The organism is Micromonospora sp. NPDC093244 (assembly GCF_040683695.1).
In the GTDB taxonomy this organism is placed as follows: Bacteria; Actinomycetota; Actinomycetes; order Mycobacteriales; family Micromonosporaceae; genus Micromonospora.
In genome coordinates, this window is record NZ_JBFBEO010000003.1 from 352,264 (window position 1) to 368,329 (window position 16,066).

Sequence of the window (16,066 nt, forward strand, 5' to 3'; positions counted from 1 at the left end):
GAAGAGTGCGGGTCGGTCACGGCTCGACCCGCTGGCCCTTGCCGATGACCACGATGCCGTTGTCGGAGACGGTGTAGCGCTGCCTGTCCTTCTCCAGGTCGACGCCGATCTCGGCGCCCTCCGGGACGAACACGTTCTTGTCCAGGATGGCGCGGCGGACCACCGCGTGTCGGCCGATCTCCACACCCTCCATGAGCACCGAGCCCTCGACGTGCGCCCAGGAGTGCACCCGCACCTTCGGTGACACGATCGAGTTCTCCACGAGCGAGCCCGAGATCACCACCCCGGGGGAGACCATCGAGCCGACCGCGCGGCCGACCCGCTCACCCCACTGGTGGACGAACTTCGCCGGCGGCCACGGTGGCTGCTCCGTGTAGATCGGCCAGTCGAAGTTGTAGAGGTTGAACACGGGGTGCACGTTGATCAGATCCATGTGCGCGTCGTAGAACGAGTCGAGCGTCCCCACGTCGCGCCAGTAGCCGCGGTCGCGGTCGGTGCTGCCCGGCACCTCGTTGTCGCGGAAGTCGTAGACGTTCGCCTCGCCGCGCTCCACGAGCATCGGGATGATGCTGCCGCCCATGTCGTGCTTGCTGGCCTTGTCCTCCGCGTCGCGTTCGACCGCCTCGCACAGCGCGCGGGTGGTGAAGACGTAGTTGCCCATCGAGGCGTAGATCTCGTCCGGCGCGTCGGGCAGGCCCACCGCGTCGGTGGGCTTCTCGCGGAACGCCCGGATCTTCCGGCCGTCCTCGCCGACCTCGATGACACCGAACTGATCGGCCATCGACAGCGGCTGGCGGATGCCGGCGACGGTCACCGCCGCGCCGGAGGCGATGTGGTCCTCCACCATCTGCCGGGGGTCCATCCGGTAGATGTGGTCGGCGCCGAAGACGATCACGTAGTCGGGCTGCTCGTCGTTGATCAGGTTGAAGCTCTGGTAGATGGCGTCGGCCGAGCCGGCGAACCACCACGGGCCGCGACGCTGCTGCGCGGGCACCGGGGTGACGTAGTTGCCGAGCAGCGTCGACATCCGCCAGGTCTTGGTGATGTGCCGGTCGAGGGAGTGGGACTTGTACTGGGTCAGCACGACGATCTTGAGATAGCCGGCGTTGGCCAGGTTGGAGAGGACGAAGTCGACCATGCGGTACATCCCGCCGAACGGGACGGCCGGCTTGGCCCGGTCCGTGGTGAGTGGCATCAGGCGCTTGCCCTCCCCACCCGCCAGGACGATCGCGAGCACCTTGGCAGCCATGCCCCGACGCTATCCACCCGCGTCGGACTTCACCACTCGTACGGGGAGTCTTCTGCACTAGGGTGCGAGGTCATGACGGAACCCACCCCGCTGCGCGTCGACCTGCTCACCCGCGAATACCCGCCGGAGGTCTACGGCGGCGCGGGCGTGCACGTCGAGTACCTGGCCCGGGAGTTGCGCCGCCACACCGACGTACGGGTGCACTGCTTCGGTGGGCCGCGCACCGAGCCGGGTGTCACCGCGTACCCCGAACCGCAGGGCCTGACCGGCGCGAACGCCGCGCTGCGCACGATGGGCGTCGATCTGGAGATGGCCGCCGGGACGGCGGGTGCCGACGTGGTGCACAGCCACACCTGGTACGCCAACCTGGCCGGGCACACCGCGAAACTGCTGCACGGCGTGCCGCACGTGGTGACCGCGCACAGCCTGGAGCCGCTGCGTCCGTGGAAGGCCGAGCAGCTCGGCGGCGGTTACGCGCTCTCGTCCTGGATCGAGCGCACGGCGTACGAGTCGGCCGACGCGATCATCGCGGTCAGCGGGGGGATGCGTAACGACGTGCTCACCGCCTACCCGCAGATCGACCCGGACCGCGTCCGGGTGGTCTACAACGGCATCGACACCGTCCAGTACGCCCCGGACGCCAACACCGACGTGCTCGACCGGCTCGGCATCGACCCGGCCCGACCCAGCGTCGCCTACGTGGGAAGGATCACTCGGCAGAAAGGGCTGCCGTACCTGCTGCGCGCCGCCCGCGAGCTGCCCGCTGACACGCAGCTCGTGCTGCTCGCCGGCGCGCCGGACACGGCCGAGATCGCCGCCGAGGTCGAGGAGCTGGTGGCCGAGCTGCGGGCCAACCGGTCCGGCGTGGTCTGGGTGGCCGAGATGCTGCCCAAGCCCGAGGTGATCCAGGTGCTCACCCACGCCACCGTCTTCGTCTGCCCGTCCGTGTACGAGCCGATGGGCATCGTCAACCTGGAGGCGATGGCCTGCGAGACGGCGGTGGTGGCGACCGCCACCGGCGGCATCCCCGAGGTCGTCGCCGACGGCGAGACGGGCCTGCTGGTGCCGATCGAGCAGGCCACCGACGGCTCCGGCACCCCGCTGGAGCCGGCCCGGTTCGTGGCCGACCTGGCGGCGGCGATCAACACGCTGCTGGCCGACGCGGCGCGCACCGAACGGTTCGGCCTGGCCGGACGGCGGCGCGCGGTGGAGCACTTCTCCTGGGACGCCATCGCCCGGCAGACGCTCGACGTCTACCGCTCGCTGCTGCCGCAGGGGCGCTGACGGAGAAGGCCGCCGGACCGCGCCCGCGCCCGCGCTAGATCAGACTGCCGAGCCAGAGGCCGAGCGCGGCCGGCACAGAGGCTGCCGCGGGCTACCACCCGATCGGTCCGGCTCAGATCGCCGTTCCCGGCGGGGACTTGAGCAGTGACGTCGCCTCGGCGACATGACCACCACGCCCATCGCGTAGCGCGCTGGCGGCGATGCGGATCAGGTCGATGTTCACGCCTGCGGCACCACTCGGATCATGCACCTTCAGTTTCACGTCGAGGCTCACCGAGGTCTCACCCCAGCCCTGCGCCTCAAGGTTGAGGTGCGCCACCTTCTGCGACGCGAGATGCGGCAGGTAGCCGAGCGGAGCCACCTCGACGCGGTCAGCCGCCGACAGGGCATTGAGTTTGGACTGCTTCTTGGTGCTGGGGTTCTCGACCAGGTTACGGAAGTCTTCGGTGCCGCCAAGATTGACCTGGTAGGAGCTGACCAGAGTGAGGCCCCGTTCCCGCAGCAGCAGCAACAGCGCGTTGTGCAGCACCGAGGTGCCGAACTGGCTGGCCAGGTCATCGCCGATCAGCGGCAGACCGGCCGCCTCGAACCTGCCCATCCACTGCGGATCCCGGGCCACCGGATCGGAGGTGGTGTTGACGAAGGCCAGGCCCGCCTGGTGCGCGGCTTCGGCATACGCCCGCGCCGTCTCGGGCCGGCCACTCGGAGCCGAGTAGAGCAGCACCTCCGCCCCGGCCAGCGCCGCCGCCACCCGGTCCACCCCGCTCGCGTCGACAAGCCCTTTGGTGACGGGGACACCCTCCTCGGGCAGGTCGCAGTCGAGCCGGGGGAAATTGTTGGGCGGCAGGAAGATCGCCTCGGTCAGATCCCTGCCGATCTTCTCCGGGGAGGTGGCGAAGGCCGCGACGAACTCGATGTCGCCCACCGCGAGCCCGTCGACCATCGGCCTGCGGACACCCACCAGACTGCCGCTGTGGCGGTGCAGAGCGATCCCCTGCACCAGCGCGGAGGTGTTGTTGCCGACGCCGACGACAGCTACCTTCACCCGTTCGATCATGGCCGGAGGCTACGTCAGTCTCCGGCCTACGGTGGTGCCCTGATCCGGTGCGACCCGACCAGCGAGGTGCACGACCGGCGCCTGCGGTGCGAAAGCTGGTCGCCGTCGTGTGGCGTCCGCCGAAGCGCCCGCCGGCCTGGCCCAGCCCGTCGCAACCCTCGGCCTCGCCTGAGAAGCGCCGCAACGGTGGTGGGGTTTCCGGGCCTATCTGCGTCGGTGGTAGTGGTTGCGGCGGGGGACCTGTTCGGGATCGAGCCAGGCGGGTGGGATGAACTCGGGGTGGCCGTCGCGGCCGAGGCGGACGGCCCAGTCGCCGTGGTGGACGTGTCGGTGGTGGTGCCCGCAGAGCAGAACGGCGTTGGCGAGGCTTGTGTCGCCGCCGTCGGCCCAGTGCCGGATGTGGTGACCGTCGCACCAGCGGGGCGGGCGGTCACAGCCGGGGAACGCACATCCGCCGTCGCGCAACACCAGGGCGCGTCGCAGCGGACCGCTGATGAGGCGTCGTTGTCGACCGACGTCGAGTGCCTGCCCGGCGCCGCCGAGGACGGCGGGGAGGATGGCGGCGTCGCAGGCGAGCCGACGCACGGCCTCGGCGGTGAGCTGTAAGCCGGTGTCGAGGGCTCCCACGCCCAACTGCCGCGCCAACCCGTCGTAGGTGGTGGTGACGACGAGCTGGGCGGGGTCCCCGCCGGTTTCGGGCAGCTCACCGGTCCGAAGGGCGAGCCGGCAGATGTCGGCCAGGGCGTCGTGGCGGCGCTGAGCCGGGGTGCGGGTGTCGTCGGGGCCGGTGGGCGTGGTGAGCGGGTCGATGGCGGCGCGCAACGCGGCGGCGGCCTCGGTGTCGAGGATGCCGGCGAGGCGTAGCCGGCCGTCGGTCTGCTCGCTGATGGTGATGTGCCGGTCCCGGGCGGCCCGCGACTCCTGCGCCCGTAGCGCCGCCTCGTCGGCGGCGTCGGCGACGTCCGGGGCGACGTGGTCGAGGATTCGGGTGCCGAGCCTGCGCAGCAGGGCGGCGTCGAACTGCGCCGCCCAGTCGACGAGGAGACCGACTGCCTTGTCGGCGGCCTCCGCGCCAGCGGCGCTGTGCACGATCTCGACCGTGTCGGCGATGACCCGGACCTGTTCCACGGTGACCGACCCTCCGGCCAGCGCGTCGCGCACCCCGGCCGGGGCGGCGTCGAGCGTGGCGGCCAGCTCGACCAGGCGCCGGGCGGCGCCGACCCCGAGTCGCAGCCGGTCCCGCAGCCACACCGCCGTCGAGGACGCGCCCTGCGCGGTGGCGGTGCCCCGACCGTCCAGCTCGCGTACGAGGCTCAGCTTGACCGCTGCCAGGCGCTGCTCCAGCCGATGCGCCGCGTCCAGCGCCGCGACGATGTCGTGCTCATCGGCGGCCCAGCTGGCCGTGTCGAAGCATGCCGCCACCGCGGCCTCAGCCTGCTCCAACGCATCCAACACAACCAAAGATTAGGACAGGTGTACGACACTTTCGGCACCGAAAGTGTCGGCGGTGCGTTCGTCACAGCGGGCTGACTGACGGCTGGACGCCGCGAGCAGGGTCAGTTGGCCGGGGTCGTCAGCGTCAGGGTCGGAAAGTACGTGCGGTATCGCGCCCCGTCACGGGTCAGCAGGTTGTATCGGCACACGGCAGCATGCGCGCCGATATAGAAATCGGCGAGCGGCGACCGTTTCACGCCGCCCAGCCTGCGGTATCGCGTGTACGCCTTGCCGGCGAGGAAGCCCGCCAGGTAAGGCAGCTCCTCGCGAAGGAAGTCTCCCGCCGGCAACGCCTCGTCCAGCTCTTCGATGCGGTCGAAACGAACCGACACCTCGGCGTAGACGATGGGATTGATCACCAGGTTGCCCGTGTCGCGGGCTTCGGCGAGGGCGCTTCCGGACCAGTCCGCCCACTTGGGGTCATCGGTGAGGATGTCCAGCAGCACGTTGGTGTCGACAAGGGTCGTCGTCGCGTCCGGTGAGCGGGCAGGCAGGGCGCGGAGCCGGTCACTCGCCACGCAGCATCTCCATCAGTTCCTCGGTGGACATGTGCTCGGTCTCCTTGGCGCTCCCCCGCCCTCGCATGTGGCGCACGAGGCGCTGCCCCCGGGTGTCGGCACCGTGCACGCGGACGATGCGGAGGGCCCCGCCCTCCTCGATCACATCGACCTCGTCACCCTCGTGCAGGTTGTAGCGCGCCCGCAGAGCTGCCGGGATGGTCACCTGGCCCTTGCTGTTCAACCGCATGCTCTGGACCTCCGTCACGTAATACCAACGATACGTGACACGTCCGGTTGCGCGGCGGGTGTCGCGGCGACCGCAGGAGGGCGGACCGGGGTGCTTGGCCGCGCGCGAACGGATCTCGCGCAGTAGGTTGGCGGGGTGACTGGACGGTTCCCGATCGAAGACGTCTCCCCCGTCGTCTCCTGCGGGCGATACCCGGCCAAGGCGGTGGTCGACGAACCGGTTCCGGTGTCGGCGCGCGCCTACCGGGAGGGGCACGACGCGCTGGGCTGCAACGTGGTGTGGAGCGGCCCGGACGGCGACACCCGGCCGTTCACCCGGATGCGTCCCGGCGAGCCCGGCCAGGACCGTTGGCACGCCACCATCGCACCGGACGCGGTCGGCGAGTGGACCTTCGCCGTCGAGGCGTTCCAGGACCCGTACCTGACCTGGCAGAACGCGGTGACCAAGAAGATCGCCGCCGGGCAGGGGCCGGCCGAGCTGGCCAACGACCTGGCCGAGGGCACCCGTGTGCTCGCCGCCGCCCGGGATCTCGTTCCGGCGACCGACAGGCCCCGGGTCGCCGACGCCCTCACCGCGCTCGCGGACACCGACCTGACCCTGCCGCAGCGCGTCGGTCCGGCGCTGGCCCTTGCCGACCTGCTCTGGGAGCACCCGGTGCGGGAGCTGGTGACCGTCGGTGACACGTACTCGATCTGGGTTGACCGCAAGCGGGCGCTCTTCTCCGCCTGGTACGAGTTCTTCCCGCGCTCCGAAGGAGCGGCGGGCGGTCGGTCCGGCACCTTCGCGACCGCCACGCGGCGGCTGCCGGGTGTGGCCGCGATGGGCTTCGACGTGCTCTACCTGCCGCCGCTCCACCCGATCGGCCGGGTCAACCGCAAGGGCCGCAACAACGCGCTCACCGCCGGACCGGACGACGTGGGCTCGCCGTGGGCGATCGGCGCCGCCGAGGGCGGCCACGACACGATCCACCCCGACCTGGGTACGCCCGCGGACTTCCGGGCCTTCATCGAGGCGGCGGCGGCGCAGGGCCTGGAGGTGGCCATGGACCTGGCGTTGCAGTGCGCGCCGGACCACCCGTGGGTCACCGAGCACCCGGAGTGGTTCACCACGCGGGCCGACGGCAGCATCGCGTACGCGGAGAATCCTCCGAAGAAGTACCAGGACATCTACCCGGTCAACTTCGACAACGACCCCGAGGGCATCCGGGCCGAGGTGCTGCGGGTGGTGCTGCACTGGGTCGGCGAGGGCATCCGGATCTTCCGGGTGGACAACCCGCACACCAAGCCGTTCGACTTCTGGCACTGGCTGATCGCCGAGGTGAAGACCGTCGACCCGGACGTGCTGTTCCTGGCCGAGGCGTTCACCAGGCCCGCGATCATGCACGGGCTGGGCAAGATCGGCTTCACGCAGTCGTACACCTATTTCACCTGGCGCACGACGGCCGCGCAGATGCGGGAGTACTGCGAGGAACTGGTCGCGTCGGCGGATCACATGCGGCCGAACTTCTGGCCGAACACGCCTGACATCCTGCACGAGTCGTTGCAGCACGGCGGCCCACCGATGTTCAAGATCCGGGCGGTGCTCGCCGCGCTGCTCTCCCCCTCCTGGGGCCTGTACGCGGGCTACGAGCTGTTCGAGCACGTGGCCCGGCCGGGTGCCGAGGAGTACCTGGACAACGAGAAGTACGAGCTGCGGCCCCGCGACTGGGCCGCCGCCGAGGCGCAGGGCCGCTCGCTGGCGCCGTTCCTGACCACCCTCAACCGGGTACGCCGGGACAACCCGGCCCTGCACCAGCTGCGCAACCTGCGGTTCCACGAGATCGACAACCCGGCGTTGCTGTGCTGGTCCAAGCACGACCCGCAGACCGGCAACACGGTCATCGTGGTCTGCTCGTTCGACTCGCGCGAGGTGCAGTGGGGCAACACGACACTCGACATGCCGGCGCTGGGCTTCGACTGGCACGAACGCTTCACCGTGTACGACGAGCTGACCGGCACCAGCTACGACTGGGGTCAACGCAACGCGGTGCGGCTCGACCCGTACCTGCAACCCGCGCACGTGCTGACCGTGCGTCGGCCGGCCCCGCCGACCGAGCCGCAGCCGGCGGGCGCCGAGCCAGCGGACCTCACCGTCGCCGAGGTGCCGGACGACCTCTCCGGCGGCACCGCGCCGACATCTCCCGTTCCGACTCCGCCCCGCCGGTCGGGCCCGGTACCGACCCCGCCGCGCCGATCGGCGACCCGCCCGCCCGCCTCCGCACCGACCGACGCCGCCCCGAAGGACGACCGATGGACCAGCTGATCACCGGCGCGACGCACGACCCGCACGCGCTGCTCGGCGCGCACCCCGCCGACGGGTCCACGACGATCCGCACGATGCGCCGGGGCGCCGGCGACGTGGTGCTGCTCGTCGGCGACGAGCGGCACCCGATGAAGCGGGTGCACGACGTGGGCGTCTTCGAGACCCAGGTCGAGCGCACCGTGCTCGACTACCGGGTGGAGGTCGACGGCACCGCGCACGACGACCCGTACCGTTACCCGCCGACCCTCGGCGAGCTGGACCTGCACCTGATCGGCGAGGGCCGGCACGAGCGGCTGTGGGACGCCCTGGGCGCGCGGGTCTTCGACGAGGGCGTGGCGTTCAGCGTGTGGGCTCCCAACGCCGGCGGGGTCCGGGTGGTCGGGGACTTCACCGGCTGGGGGCCGGACGACGGCTGGCCGATGCGCTCGCTCGGCTCCAGCGGCGTGTGGGAGCTGTTCGTGCCCAACGCCCGGGTCGGTGCCCGGTACAAGTACCGGGTGCTCGGCGCCGACGGGCAGTGGCGGGACAAGGCCGACCCTCTGGCCGCGTACGCGGAGGTGCCGCCGGCCACCGCGTCGGTGGTGCACCACTCGACGTACCGGTGGAACGACGAGGACTGGCTGGCCCGGCGGGCCGGGCGGCAGCCGCACCAGGAACCGATGAGCGTCTACGAGGTGCACCTCGGTTCGTGGCGACCCGGGCTGAGCTACCGCGAGCTGGCCGACCAGCTCACCGCGTACGTCACCGAGCTGGGCTTCACGCACGTGGAGTTCCTGCCCGTGATGGAGCACCCGTTCGGCGGTTCCTGGGGCTACCAGGTGACCGGTTACTACGCGCCGACGTCCCGGTTCGGCGACCCGGACGACTTCCGCTACCTGGTGGACCGGCTGCACGCCGCAGGCATCGGGGTGATCCTCGACTGGGTGCCCGCGCACTTCCCCAAGGACGAGTGGGCTCTCGGACGCTTCGACGGCACCCCGCTCTACGAGCACCCCGACCCGCGCCGCGGCGAGCACCCCGACTGGGGCACGTACGTCTTCGACTTCGGCCGCAACGAGGTGCGCAACTTCCTGGTCGCCAACGCGCTCTACTGGTGCGACCAGTTCCACGTCGACGGGCTACGTGTCGACGCGGTCGCCTCGATGCTCTACCTGGACTACTCCCGCAACCAGGGCGAATGGGCTCCCAACCAGTACGGCGGCCGGGAGAACCTGGAGGCCATCGCGCTCATGCAGGAGGTGAACGCGACGGTCTACAAGCACCACGCCGGCGTGGTGATGATCGCCGAGGAGTCCACCGCCTGGCCGGGCGTCACCCGCCCCACCGCCGACGGCGGGCTGGGCTTCGGCTTCAAGTGGAACATGGGCTGGATGCACGACACCCTGCTCTACACCTCGAAGGACCCGATCTACCGCCAGCACCACCACCATCAGCTCACGTTCTCCCTGGCGTACGCCTGGAGCGAGAACTACGTGCTGCCGATCAGTCACGACGAGGTCGTGCACGGCAAGGGCTCCCTGGCCGGCAAGATGCCCGGCGACACCTGGCAGCGGCTCGCGAACGTCCGGGCGCTGCTCGCGTACATGTGGGCGCACCCCGGCAAGCAACTGCTCTTCATGGGCTCCGAGCTGGCCGACGACCGGGAGTGGAGCGAGGAACGCGGCCTCGACTGGTACCTGCTGCACGACCCGGCCCGCGCCGGCGTGCAACGGCTCGTCGCCGACCTGAACCGCGTCTACCGGGACACCCCGGCGCTCTGGGCACAGGACACCGAGCCCGCCGGGTTCCGCTGGATCGCCGGCGACGACGTCGCCAACAACACCGTGTCGTTCGTCCGGATCGCCCCCGACGGCTCGACCCTGGTGTGCGTGGCGAACTTCTCCGCCCAGCCGCTGCACGACTACCGGATCGGTCTGCCGGCCGGCGGGACGTGGGCCGAGGTGCTCAACACCGACGCCCACCACTACGGCGGCTCCGGGGTGGGCAACATGGGCGAGGTACGCGCCGAGGACGTCCCGTGGCACGGGATGGTCGCCTCCGCCGCCCTCCAGGTCCCCCCGCTCGGCGCGGTCTGGCTGCGCAGGGGATGACCGTGCGACCCGTCCGGGGGCGCCGAGGCGCACCCCGGACGGGGCCGGCTCAGAGCCTGGTGATCCGGACGGCGTCGGCGACGACGTACCCCTGCGTGCTGGTCCAGCGGCTGACCCCGACGACCTGGCGCGTCCCCGCGGCGAGGTCGTAGGTGCCCAGCACCCGCCACTGCCCGCCGCCGCTGCGCTGGTCGACGGAGGCGGTCACGGTCCCGTTCACCGTCGCCACCAGGTGCGGCGTGGCGCTGTTGTACCCGGGGTCCGCCGGGTACCAGACCTCGACCCGGTACGAGCCGGCGGCGGGCAGCGTCGCGCTGAACCAGGCCGGGTCGCTGACCGCCTGCGGCTCGGCGAACCGGTAGTTCGTGCCGTACCGCGTGGTGAGGTACGACGACGTGCCCCAGGTGGCGGCGGCGGTGAAGCCACCGGTGGTGGTGTTGTCCACGATCACGCTGAACGTGCCGCCGGTGCCGCTGACCACCCGCGTGTTGCTGGCCGGGCTCTCGTGGTGCAGCCGGTCCAGGGCGGTCACCAGGTACCGGTAGGTCGAGCCCGTCGCGGCGGTGGTGTCGGTGAACGTCCCGGTGCTGCCGGACGCGCGTACGGTGCCGAGCAGGTTGCGGGCGTCGGCCAGGTCGCAGGGGTCGACGGCGCCGTCGCCGGGCAGTCGGTACACGGCGTACGAGGCCGTGCTTCCGGTGCCGCCGCGCTGCCAGTTCACTGTCACACCGCCGGTGCCGCGTACCGCCGAGGTGAGATTCGGCGCGGCGGGCGCCGCGCCGCCGACGCCGGCCGGCGCCAGCGCGGGCCTGCGGTAGTGGTCGGTAGCCACCCGCGACACGGCACCGATGCGGTCGGCGCGGACGTCCTTGGCGCTGAAGTGGATGTCACCGAGGATCCGGGGGTAGGTGCGGTTGAGCGTGAGGTGGTCGGACAGCTCCGCCGGGTCCTGCCAGGCGGCATCCTGCCCGGACGCACCAGCGCGGTAGGTGGCCTGACCGACGAGCAGCTGCACGTTGGTGCCGGCAACGGTCTCCGACCACCAGCGGACCAGCTCCGCGTAGTCGGCCGCGGGGTGGCCGATCTGCCAGTAGATCTGCGGGGCGATGTAGTCGATCCAGCCCTGCTTCACCCAGCGTCGGGTGTCGGCGTAGATGGCGTCGTACGACTGGAGGCCTGTGGTGCGCGAGCCGAGCGGGTCGGTGCCGGCGTTGCGCCAGATGCCGAACGGGCTCACGCCGAGCTTCACCCACGGCTTCGCCGCACGGATCCTGGCGCTCATCTCCTGCACCAACAGGTTGACGTTGTTGCGCCGCCAGTCGGCGATGGTGGTGAAGCCGGCGCCGTACTGGGCGTATGTGGCCTGGTCGGGAAAGCCACCACCGCTACCGGGGTACGGGTAGAAGTAGTCGTCCCAGTGCACCGCGTCGATGTCGTAGCGGTTGACGGCGTCCATCATCGCGTTCTGCACGAAGGCCCGGACGGCGGGGATGCCCGGGTCGTAGTAGAGCTGGCCGTTGTAGGCGACGGCCCAGCCCGGGTTCGTGCGGGCCGGATGGCTGGCGGCCAGCCTGGTGAGGTCGGTGTGGGTGGCGACCCGGTACGGGTTGAACCAGGCGTGGAATTCCAGGTCGCGGGCGTGCGCCTCGGCCACCATGAAGGCCAGCGGGTCGTAGCCGGGGTTGCCGCCCTGGGTTCCGGTGAGCCACTGCGACCACGGCTCGTACGTCGACGGCCAGAACGCGTCGGCGGCGGGGCGGATCTGCACGACGACGGCGTTCATCCGACGCTGCTTGGCCAGGTCGAGCCACCCCCGGTACTCGGCCTGCTGGGCGGCGGCGGTGAGCCCGGTGCGGCTGGGCCAGTCGATGTTTGCCACGCTGGCGATCCACATGCCCCGGAACTGTCGTTTCGGGGTGGCCGGGTCGGTCACGCAGGCCGCCTGGGCGGCCACCGGCACGGTGTCCGGCGGCGAGGAGGCGGGGGCTGTTGCGCCGAGCATCAGCGCCGCTACCAGCGCCAGTCCCGGAAAATATCGATAACAGTCTCTGGGCATGAAGGGATTTTCAACGTTGCCCGACTGTTGTGCAAGTAACCTTCAGAACCGGCGGCGGCGGACGCTCAGACCAGGTCGGCGTCGCGCAGCAGCTGCCACAGGCCGGCGCCGTCCGGCGCGGACAGCCACTTCTGCCCCACCGGCCCCGACGACGCCCGCCCGGCCGGGGCGGGCAGGCTACCGGCCAGCACCGACTGCGTCGGGGAGAGCCGGCGGATGGCCACACCCGCGACGTTCTCCGGGTGGGCGGCGGCGAACTCCCGGTAGATCTCCTGGTCGTGCTGGCCGTCGTCGCCGACCAGCAGCCACCGCACGTGGGGGAACTCCCTGGCCAGCCGGGCCAGGGTGACCCGCTTGTGCTCCCGGCCGCTGCGGAACCAGCGGTCGGCCGTCGGCCCCCAGTCGGTGAGCAGCAGCGGCCCGGCCGGGTAGAGGTGCCGGGACAGGAACCGGGTGAGCGTCGGCGCGACGTTCCACGCGCCTGTGGAGAGGTAGAAGACGGGCGAGCCGGGGTGCGCGGTGACCAGCCGCTCGTACAGCACGGCCATGCCGGGCACGGCGTTGCGGGCGTGCTCGTCGAGCACGAACGTGTTCCAGGCGGCGAGCAGCGGCCGGGGCAGCGCGGTCACCATCACCGTGTCGTCGATGTCGGAGAGGATGCCGAATGTGACGTTGGGGTCGAGGATGCGTACCGGCGCGTCGACCGGATCGGCGTCCGGGACACTGAGCCGGACCGTGCCCCACCCGGGCGGCAGGTCGGCCTCGACGAGCGTGTCGACGAAGCCGCTGCGGTCGGCCTGCGCCTCGTGCCGCACGCCACCGGCCTCGATGGTCACCGTGACGTGCTTCGCCGGCAGGGTGGTGAAGCTGCGCCAGCCACGCACCTTGTCCAGGCGGCCCCGCTGGCGGGTGTCCGGACGGCCCAGCAGCACCCGGCACATCACCCGCACCCAACCCGGCGAGCCGTAGCCGGTGTACGCGATGATGTTGACCCGCCAGCCGGTGCGGCGCAGGCGACGCTCCACGAGCTGGTGAACGGCGTCCTCGATCCGCGCTGCCCGGTGCAGGTTGGGAACGGCCAGCTGGCCGGCGGGAGTGGGTGGCACGCGCCAACCCTGCCACACGATCACACCCACGGCCACGTGAGCGGACCCCGACTGCGCGGAAGCTCCCCGGCCCGCCCGCCGGCCGTGAAACACTCCGGTCGGGACGACGACGGGGGCGTTGGTCGTGTCGCATCCAGAACAGCACGGTGGGCGGTGGCGCCCACGACCCGACCGGCCGGCGCTCGTGGCGCTGCTGCTCGGGCTCGTCGGCGTCGTCTACCGGCTGGTCCTGACGCTGTACACGGTGCCGGTGTCGAACAGCGACGAGGCCACCTTCGGCCTCGCGGCGCTGCACATCGGGCAGGGCCGGGAACGGCCTGTCTTCCTGTACGGCCAGCACTACATGGGGATGCTGGAGTCGTACCTGGCGGCGCCCCTCGTGGCGCTTGCCGGGCCGAGCTGGCCGGTGCTGCGGCTGCCGATGCTCGCGCTGTACGCGGTGTTCCTGTATCTGATCCACAGGTTGACCCGCCGGATCTGCACGCCCTGGTTCGCCACGGTGGTCGTCGGTCTGCTCGCGCTCGGGGGCGAACGGGTGGTGCGCGACCAGCTCACAGTCGTCGGCGGACGGCCCGAGGTGAAGCCCGCGGTGCTGCTGATGCTGCTGATCACCGTGGGGCTGGCGGCCGGCACCGTGCGCCGCCGGCGGCTCGCCGTGGCGTTGTTCGGGCTGCTCGTCGGCCTGGCCGCCTGGTCGGACTGGCTGATCCTGCCGTACCTCGCGGTGGCCGGGCTGGCCCTGGTGTGGGCGCTGCGGCGGGAGCTTCTCGGCTGGTCCGGCCTGCTGCTGGTGGCCGGCGTCGTGGTCGGGATCGCGCCGATGATCCTCGACAACCTACGTGCCGGCCCCGGCGAGGACTCGCTGACGGTGTTCCGGGAGGTCAGCACCAAGGCGGGACCGCGACCGCCGTGGTCCGAGCGGATCTCCGGAGGCCTGCTGGAGGGGGTGCCGCTGGCGCACGGGCTCTGCCCGGTCGACGGCTGCGGGCGCTGGCAGCAGTGGTTCGGGGTGATCTACCCGCTGCTGCTGGTGGCCGGCGCGGCGCTCGCCGTGCTCGCGTACCGTCGGGCGGCCGCGACGCCGCGCGGGGAGCGGGTCGCGCCTGTCGTGCAGCTCGCGCTTGTCGCGGGCGCCGCGTTGACCCTGCTGTCGTACGTGCGCAGCCCGCTCGCCGCGACCAGCCCGCTGGACAACGCCCGCTACCTGTCGGTGCTGCAACTGTCGCTGCCGGCGGTGCTGTGGCCGCTGTGGGTGGTGGCGGTGACCTGCTGGCGGGGCACGGCGAGCGTGCTCGGGCGGCTCGCCGGCGTGCTGGCCACCGCCGTGCTGGTCGCGCTGACCGCTACCACGCTGGTGACCACCGTGCTGTTCGTGACGACCGGGACCGCCGCGTCGCGGACCGAGGAGCGCGCCGCCCGGGAGCTGGCCGCCGCGCTGCGCGCCGACGGACCGCACGAGGTGTACGGGGACTACTGGACCTGCAACCGGCTGATCTTCAACACCGACGAGGCGGTGATCTGCGGGGTGCTCGACGGCGACCTGTCCCCCGGGCAGAACCGCTACCTGGCGTACTGGCGGCAGGTCGGCCGCGCCGAACGACCCGGCTACGTGGTGGAGATCGACTCGCCGATGGACCGGCGGCTGCGCCGGCTGCTCGCCGACCGGGACGACGCCACACCGGTACGGGAGGTCGGCGGCTATCGCGTGTACCACCCCGACACACCGGTGCGGCCCTGGCGGTAACGGCGGGTCGTACGCTGGCCGGGCCGCCGCCGTCGCACCGTCGAGGAGTCCCATGCTCATCCTGCTGCCGCCCTCGGAGGGCAAGGCCGACGCCGGCACCGGACGACGGTTCAGCCCCGACCGGGTCTCGCTGCCGGAGTTGAACCCCGCCCGGGAACGGGTGCTCGACTCGCTGGTGACGCTCTGCGCCGGGCCGGACGAGGAGGCGGCTCGGGTCGCGCTCGGGCTCAGCGAGAGCCAGCGCGACGAGCTGCGCCGCAACGCCCGGCTGCGCGTGGCGGCCACCGCGCCCGCCGAGCGGCTCTACACCGGGGTGCTCTACGAGGCGCTGGGGCTGGCCTCGTTGCCGGCCCCGGCACAGCGGGCGGCCCGCCGGTCGATCCTGATCAGCTCGGGGCTGTGGGGGGCGGTACGCCTGGCCGACCGGATCCCGCCGTACCGCTGCCCGATCGGCGCACGCCTGCCCGGCGTGGGGGCGCTGTCCACGTACTGGCGCGGGGAGCTGGCGGCGGCACTGGACGGCGCGGCCGGTCGCGGCCCGGTGCTGGACCTGCGCTCCGGCGCGTACGCGGCCACCTGGACGCCGCGCGGGGAGCTGGCCGAGCGGACGGTGACCGTGCGGGTGCTGCACGAGCGGGAGGTCGACGGGGCGCCGGTCCGTTCGGTGGTGAGCCACTTCAACAAGGCCACCAAGGGTCGGCTGGTCCGCGACCTGCTGCTCGCCGGCGCCCGCCCGCGTACCGCCGCGCAGCTCGTCGGCACGCTTCGCGAGCTGAAGCACACGGTCGAGGAGCAGACCACCGCGCCCGGCCGGGTACGACAGGTGGATCTGGTCGTCACCGACCTCTGACGTCGGATACCCGCAAGATTTCCTCAAGGCTGGGCGCGAGGCATTCCGCAACGGCGTCGCAGGGGCCACGGTAGGGGAACCCAGACTC

The 16,066-nt window shown here is 71.7% G+C and carries 12 protein-coding genes; 5 read left to right on the plus strand and 7 right to left on the minus strand.

Translation table 11 applies throughout. From position 1 onward, the window contains the following. Positions 1-16: 16 nt before the first annotated feature. Positions 17-1,249 (minus strand): glucose-1-phosphate adenylyltransferase, encoded by a 1,233-nt coding sequence (glgC, locus tag AB0N27_RS20205; RefSeq protein ID WP_364371739.1) that lies wholly within the window; start codon positions 1,247-1,249, stop codon positions 17-19. Positions 1,250-1,321: 72 nt separating this feature from the next. Between glgC and glgA the strand changes: the two genes are divergently transcribed. Further along, entirely contained in the window at positions 1,322-2,533 is a 1,212-nt protein-coding gene (gene glgA, locus AB0N27_RS20210) for a glycogen synthase (protein WP_364371742.1), read from the plus strand. A gap of 112 nt (positions 2,534-2,645) precedes the next feature. Here glgA and AB0N27_RS20215 read toward each other — a convergent pair whose 3' ends face one another. The 4 genes from AB0N27_RS20215 to AB0N27_RS20230 form a co-directional block, all read right to left on the minus strand. Continuing rightward, positions 2,646-3,590 carry an inositol-3-phosphate synthase gene (locus AB0N27_RS20215; protein WP_364371745.1) on the minus strand — a complete coding sequence of 315 codons (945 nt, stop codon included), beginning with the start codon at positions 3,588-3,590 and terminating at the stop codon, positions 2,646-2,648. Between the two features lie 204 nt (positions 3,591-3,794). Continuing rightward, positions 3,795-5,045 (minus strand): DUF222 domain-containing protein, encoded by a 1,251-nt coding sequence (locus AB0N27_RS20220; protein WP_364371748.1) that lies wholly within the window; start codon positions 5,043-5,045, stop codon positions 3,795-3,797. 101 nt (positions 5,046-5,146) lie between these two features. Next, on the minus strand, positions 5,147-5,602 hold the full coding sequence (locus AB0N27_RS20225; protein ID WP_364371751.1) for a type II toxin-antitoxin system VapC family toxin: 456 nt from the start codon (positions 5,600-5,602) through the stop codon (positions 5,147-5,149). Then, a complete protein-coding gene (locus AB0N27_RS20230) occupies positions 5,592-5,849 on the minus strand; it encodes an AbrB/MazE/SpoVT family DNA-binding domain-containing protein (RefSeq protein ID WP_364371754.1) in 258 nt (85 codons plus the stop codon). Before AB0N27_RS20230 ends, AB0N27_RS20225 begins: the two co-directional genes overlap by 11 nt. Before the next feature lie 117 nt (positions 5,850-5,966). Between AB0N27_RS20230 and AB0N27_RS20235 the strand changes: the two genes are divergently transcribed. Both AB0N27_RS20235 and glgB read left to right on the plus strand, forming a co-directional pair. Continuing rightward, entirely contained in the window at positions 5,967-8,132 is a 2,166-nt protein-coding gene (locus tag AB0N27_RS20235; protein ID WP_364371757.1) for a maltotransferase domain-containing protein, read from the plus strand. Continuing rightward, complete coding sequence (glgB, locus tag AB0N27_RS20240; RefSeq protein ID WP_364371760.1) at positions 8,120-10,222, plus strand: 1,4-alpha-glucan branching protein GlgB; 2,103 nt, start codon at positions 8,120-8,122, stop codon at positions 10,220-10,222. The genes AB0N27_RS20235 and glgB overlap by 13 nt, the downstream gene beginning before the upstream one ends. 49 nt (positions 10,223-10,271) lie before the next feature. Here glgB and AB0N27_RS20245 read toward each other — a convergent pair whose 3' ends face one another. Both AB0N27_RS20245 and AB0N27_RS20250 read right to left on the minus strand, forming a co-directional pair. After that, the gene (locus AB0N27_RS20245) at positions 10,272-12,278 is read right to left on the minus strand and encodes a family 10 glycosylhydrolase (RefSeq protein WP_364371763.1); all 2,007 of its coding nucleotides are present in this window, start codon (positions 12,276-12,278) and stop codon (positions 10,272-10,274) included. A 65-nt stretch (positions 12,279-12,343) separates the two neighbouring features. Beyond that, the gene (locus tag AB0N27_RS20250) at positions 12,344-13,384 is read right to left on the minus strand and encodes a phosphatase domain-containing protein (protein ID WP_364371766.1); all 1,041 of its coding nucleotides are present in this window, start codon (positions 13,382-13,384) and stop codon (positions 12,344-12,346) included. A gap of 124 nt (positions 13,385-13,508) precedes the next feature. Between AB0N27_RS20250 and AB0N27_RS20255 the strand changes: the two genes are divergently transcribed. Both AB0N27_RS20255 and yaaA read left to right on the plus strand, forming a co-directional pair. After that, the gene (locus AB0N27_RS20255) at positions 13,509-15,128 is read left to right on the plus strand and encodes a hypothetical protein (protein ID WP_364371769.1); all 1,620 of its coding nucleotides are present in this window, start codon (positions 13,509-13,511) and stop codon (positions 15,126-15,128) included. Positions 15,129-15,180: 52 nt separating this feature from the next. Then, positions 15,181-15,978 carry a peroxide stress protein YaaA gene (gene yaaA, locus AB0N27_RS20260; protein ID WP_364371772.1) on the plus strand — a complete coding sequence of 266 codons (798 nt, stop codon included), beginning with the start codon at positions 15,181-15,183 and terminating at the stop codon, positions 15,976-15,978. Positions 15,979-16,066 lie beyond the last annotated feature (88 nt).

What these genes read in the sequence shown, in the direction of transcription:
- glgC (WP_364371739.1), bottom strand. Translation starts at nt 1,249, where the DNA reads ATGGCTGCCAAGGTGCTCGCGATCGTCCTGGCGGGTGGGGAGGGCAAG.
- glgA (WP_364371742.1), top strand. Translation starts at nt 1,322, where the DNA reads ATGACGGAACCCACCCCGCTGCGCGTCGACCTGCTCACCCGCGAATAC.
- AB0N27_RS20215 (WP_364371745.1), bottom strand. Translation starts at nt 3,590, where the DNA reads ATGATCGAACGGGTGAAGGTAGCTGTCGTCGGCGTCGGCAACAACACC.
- glgB (WP_364371760.1), top strand. Translation starts at nt 8,120, where the DNA reads ATGGACCAGCTGATCACCGGCGCGACGCACGACCCGCACGCGCTGCTC.
- AB0N27_RS20245 (WP_364371763.1), bottom strand. Translation starts at nt 12,278, where the DNA reads ATGCCCAGAGACTGTTATCGATATTTTCCGGGACTGGCGCTGGTAGCG.
- yaaA (WP_364371772.1), top strand. Translation starts at nt 15,181, where the DNA reads ATGCTCATCCTGCTGCCGCCCTCGGAGGGCAAGGCCGACGCCGGCACC.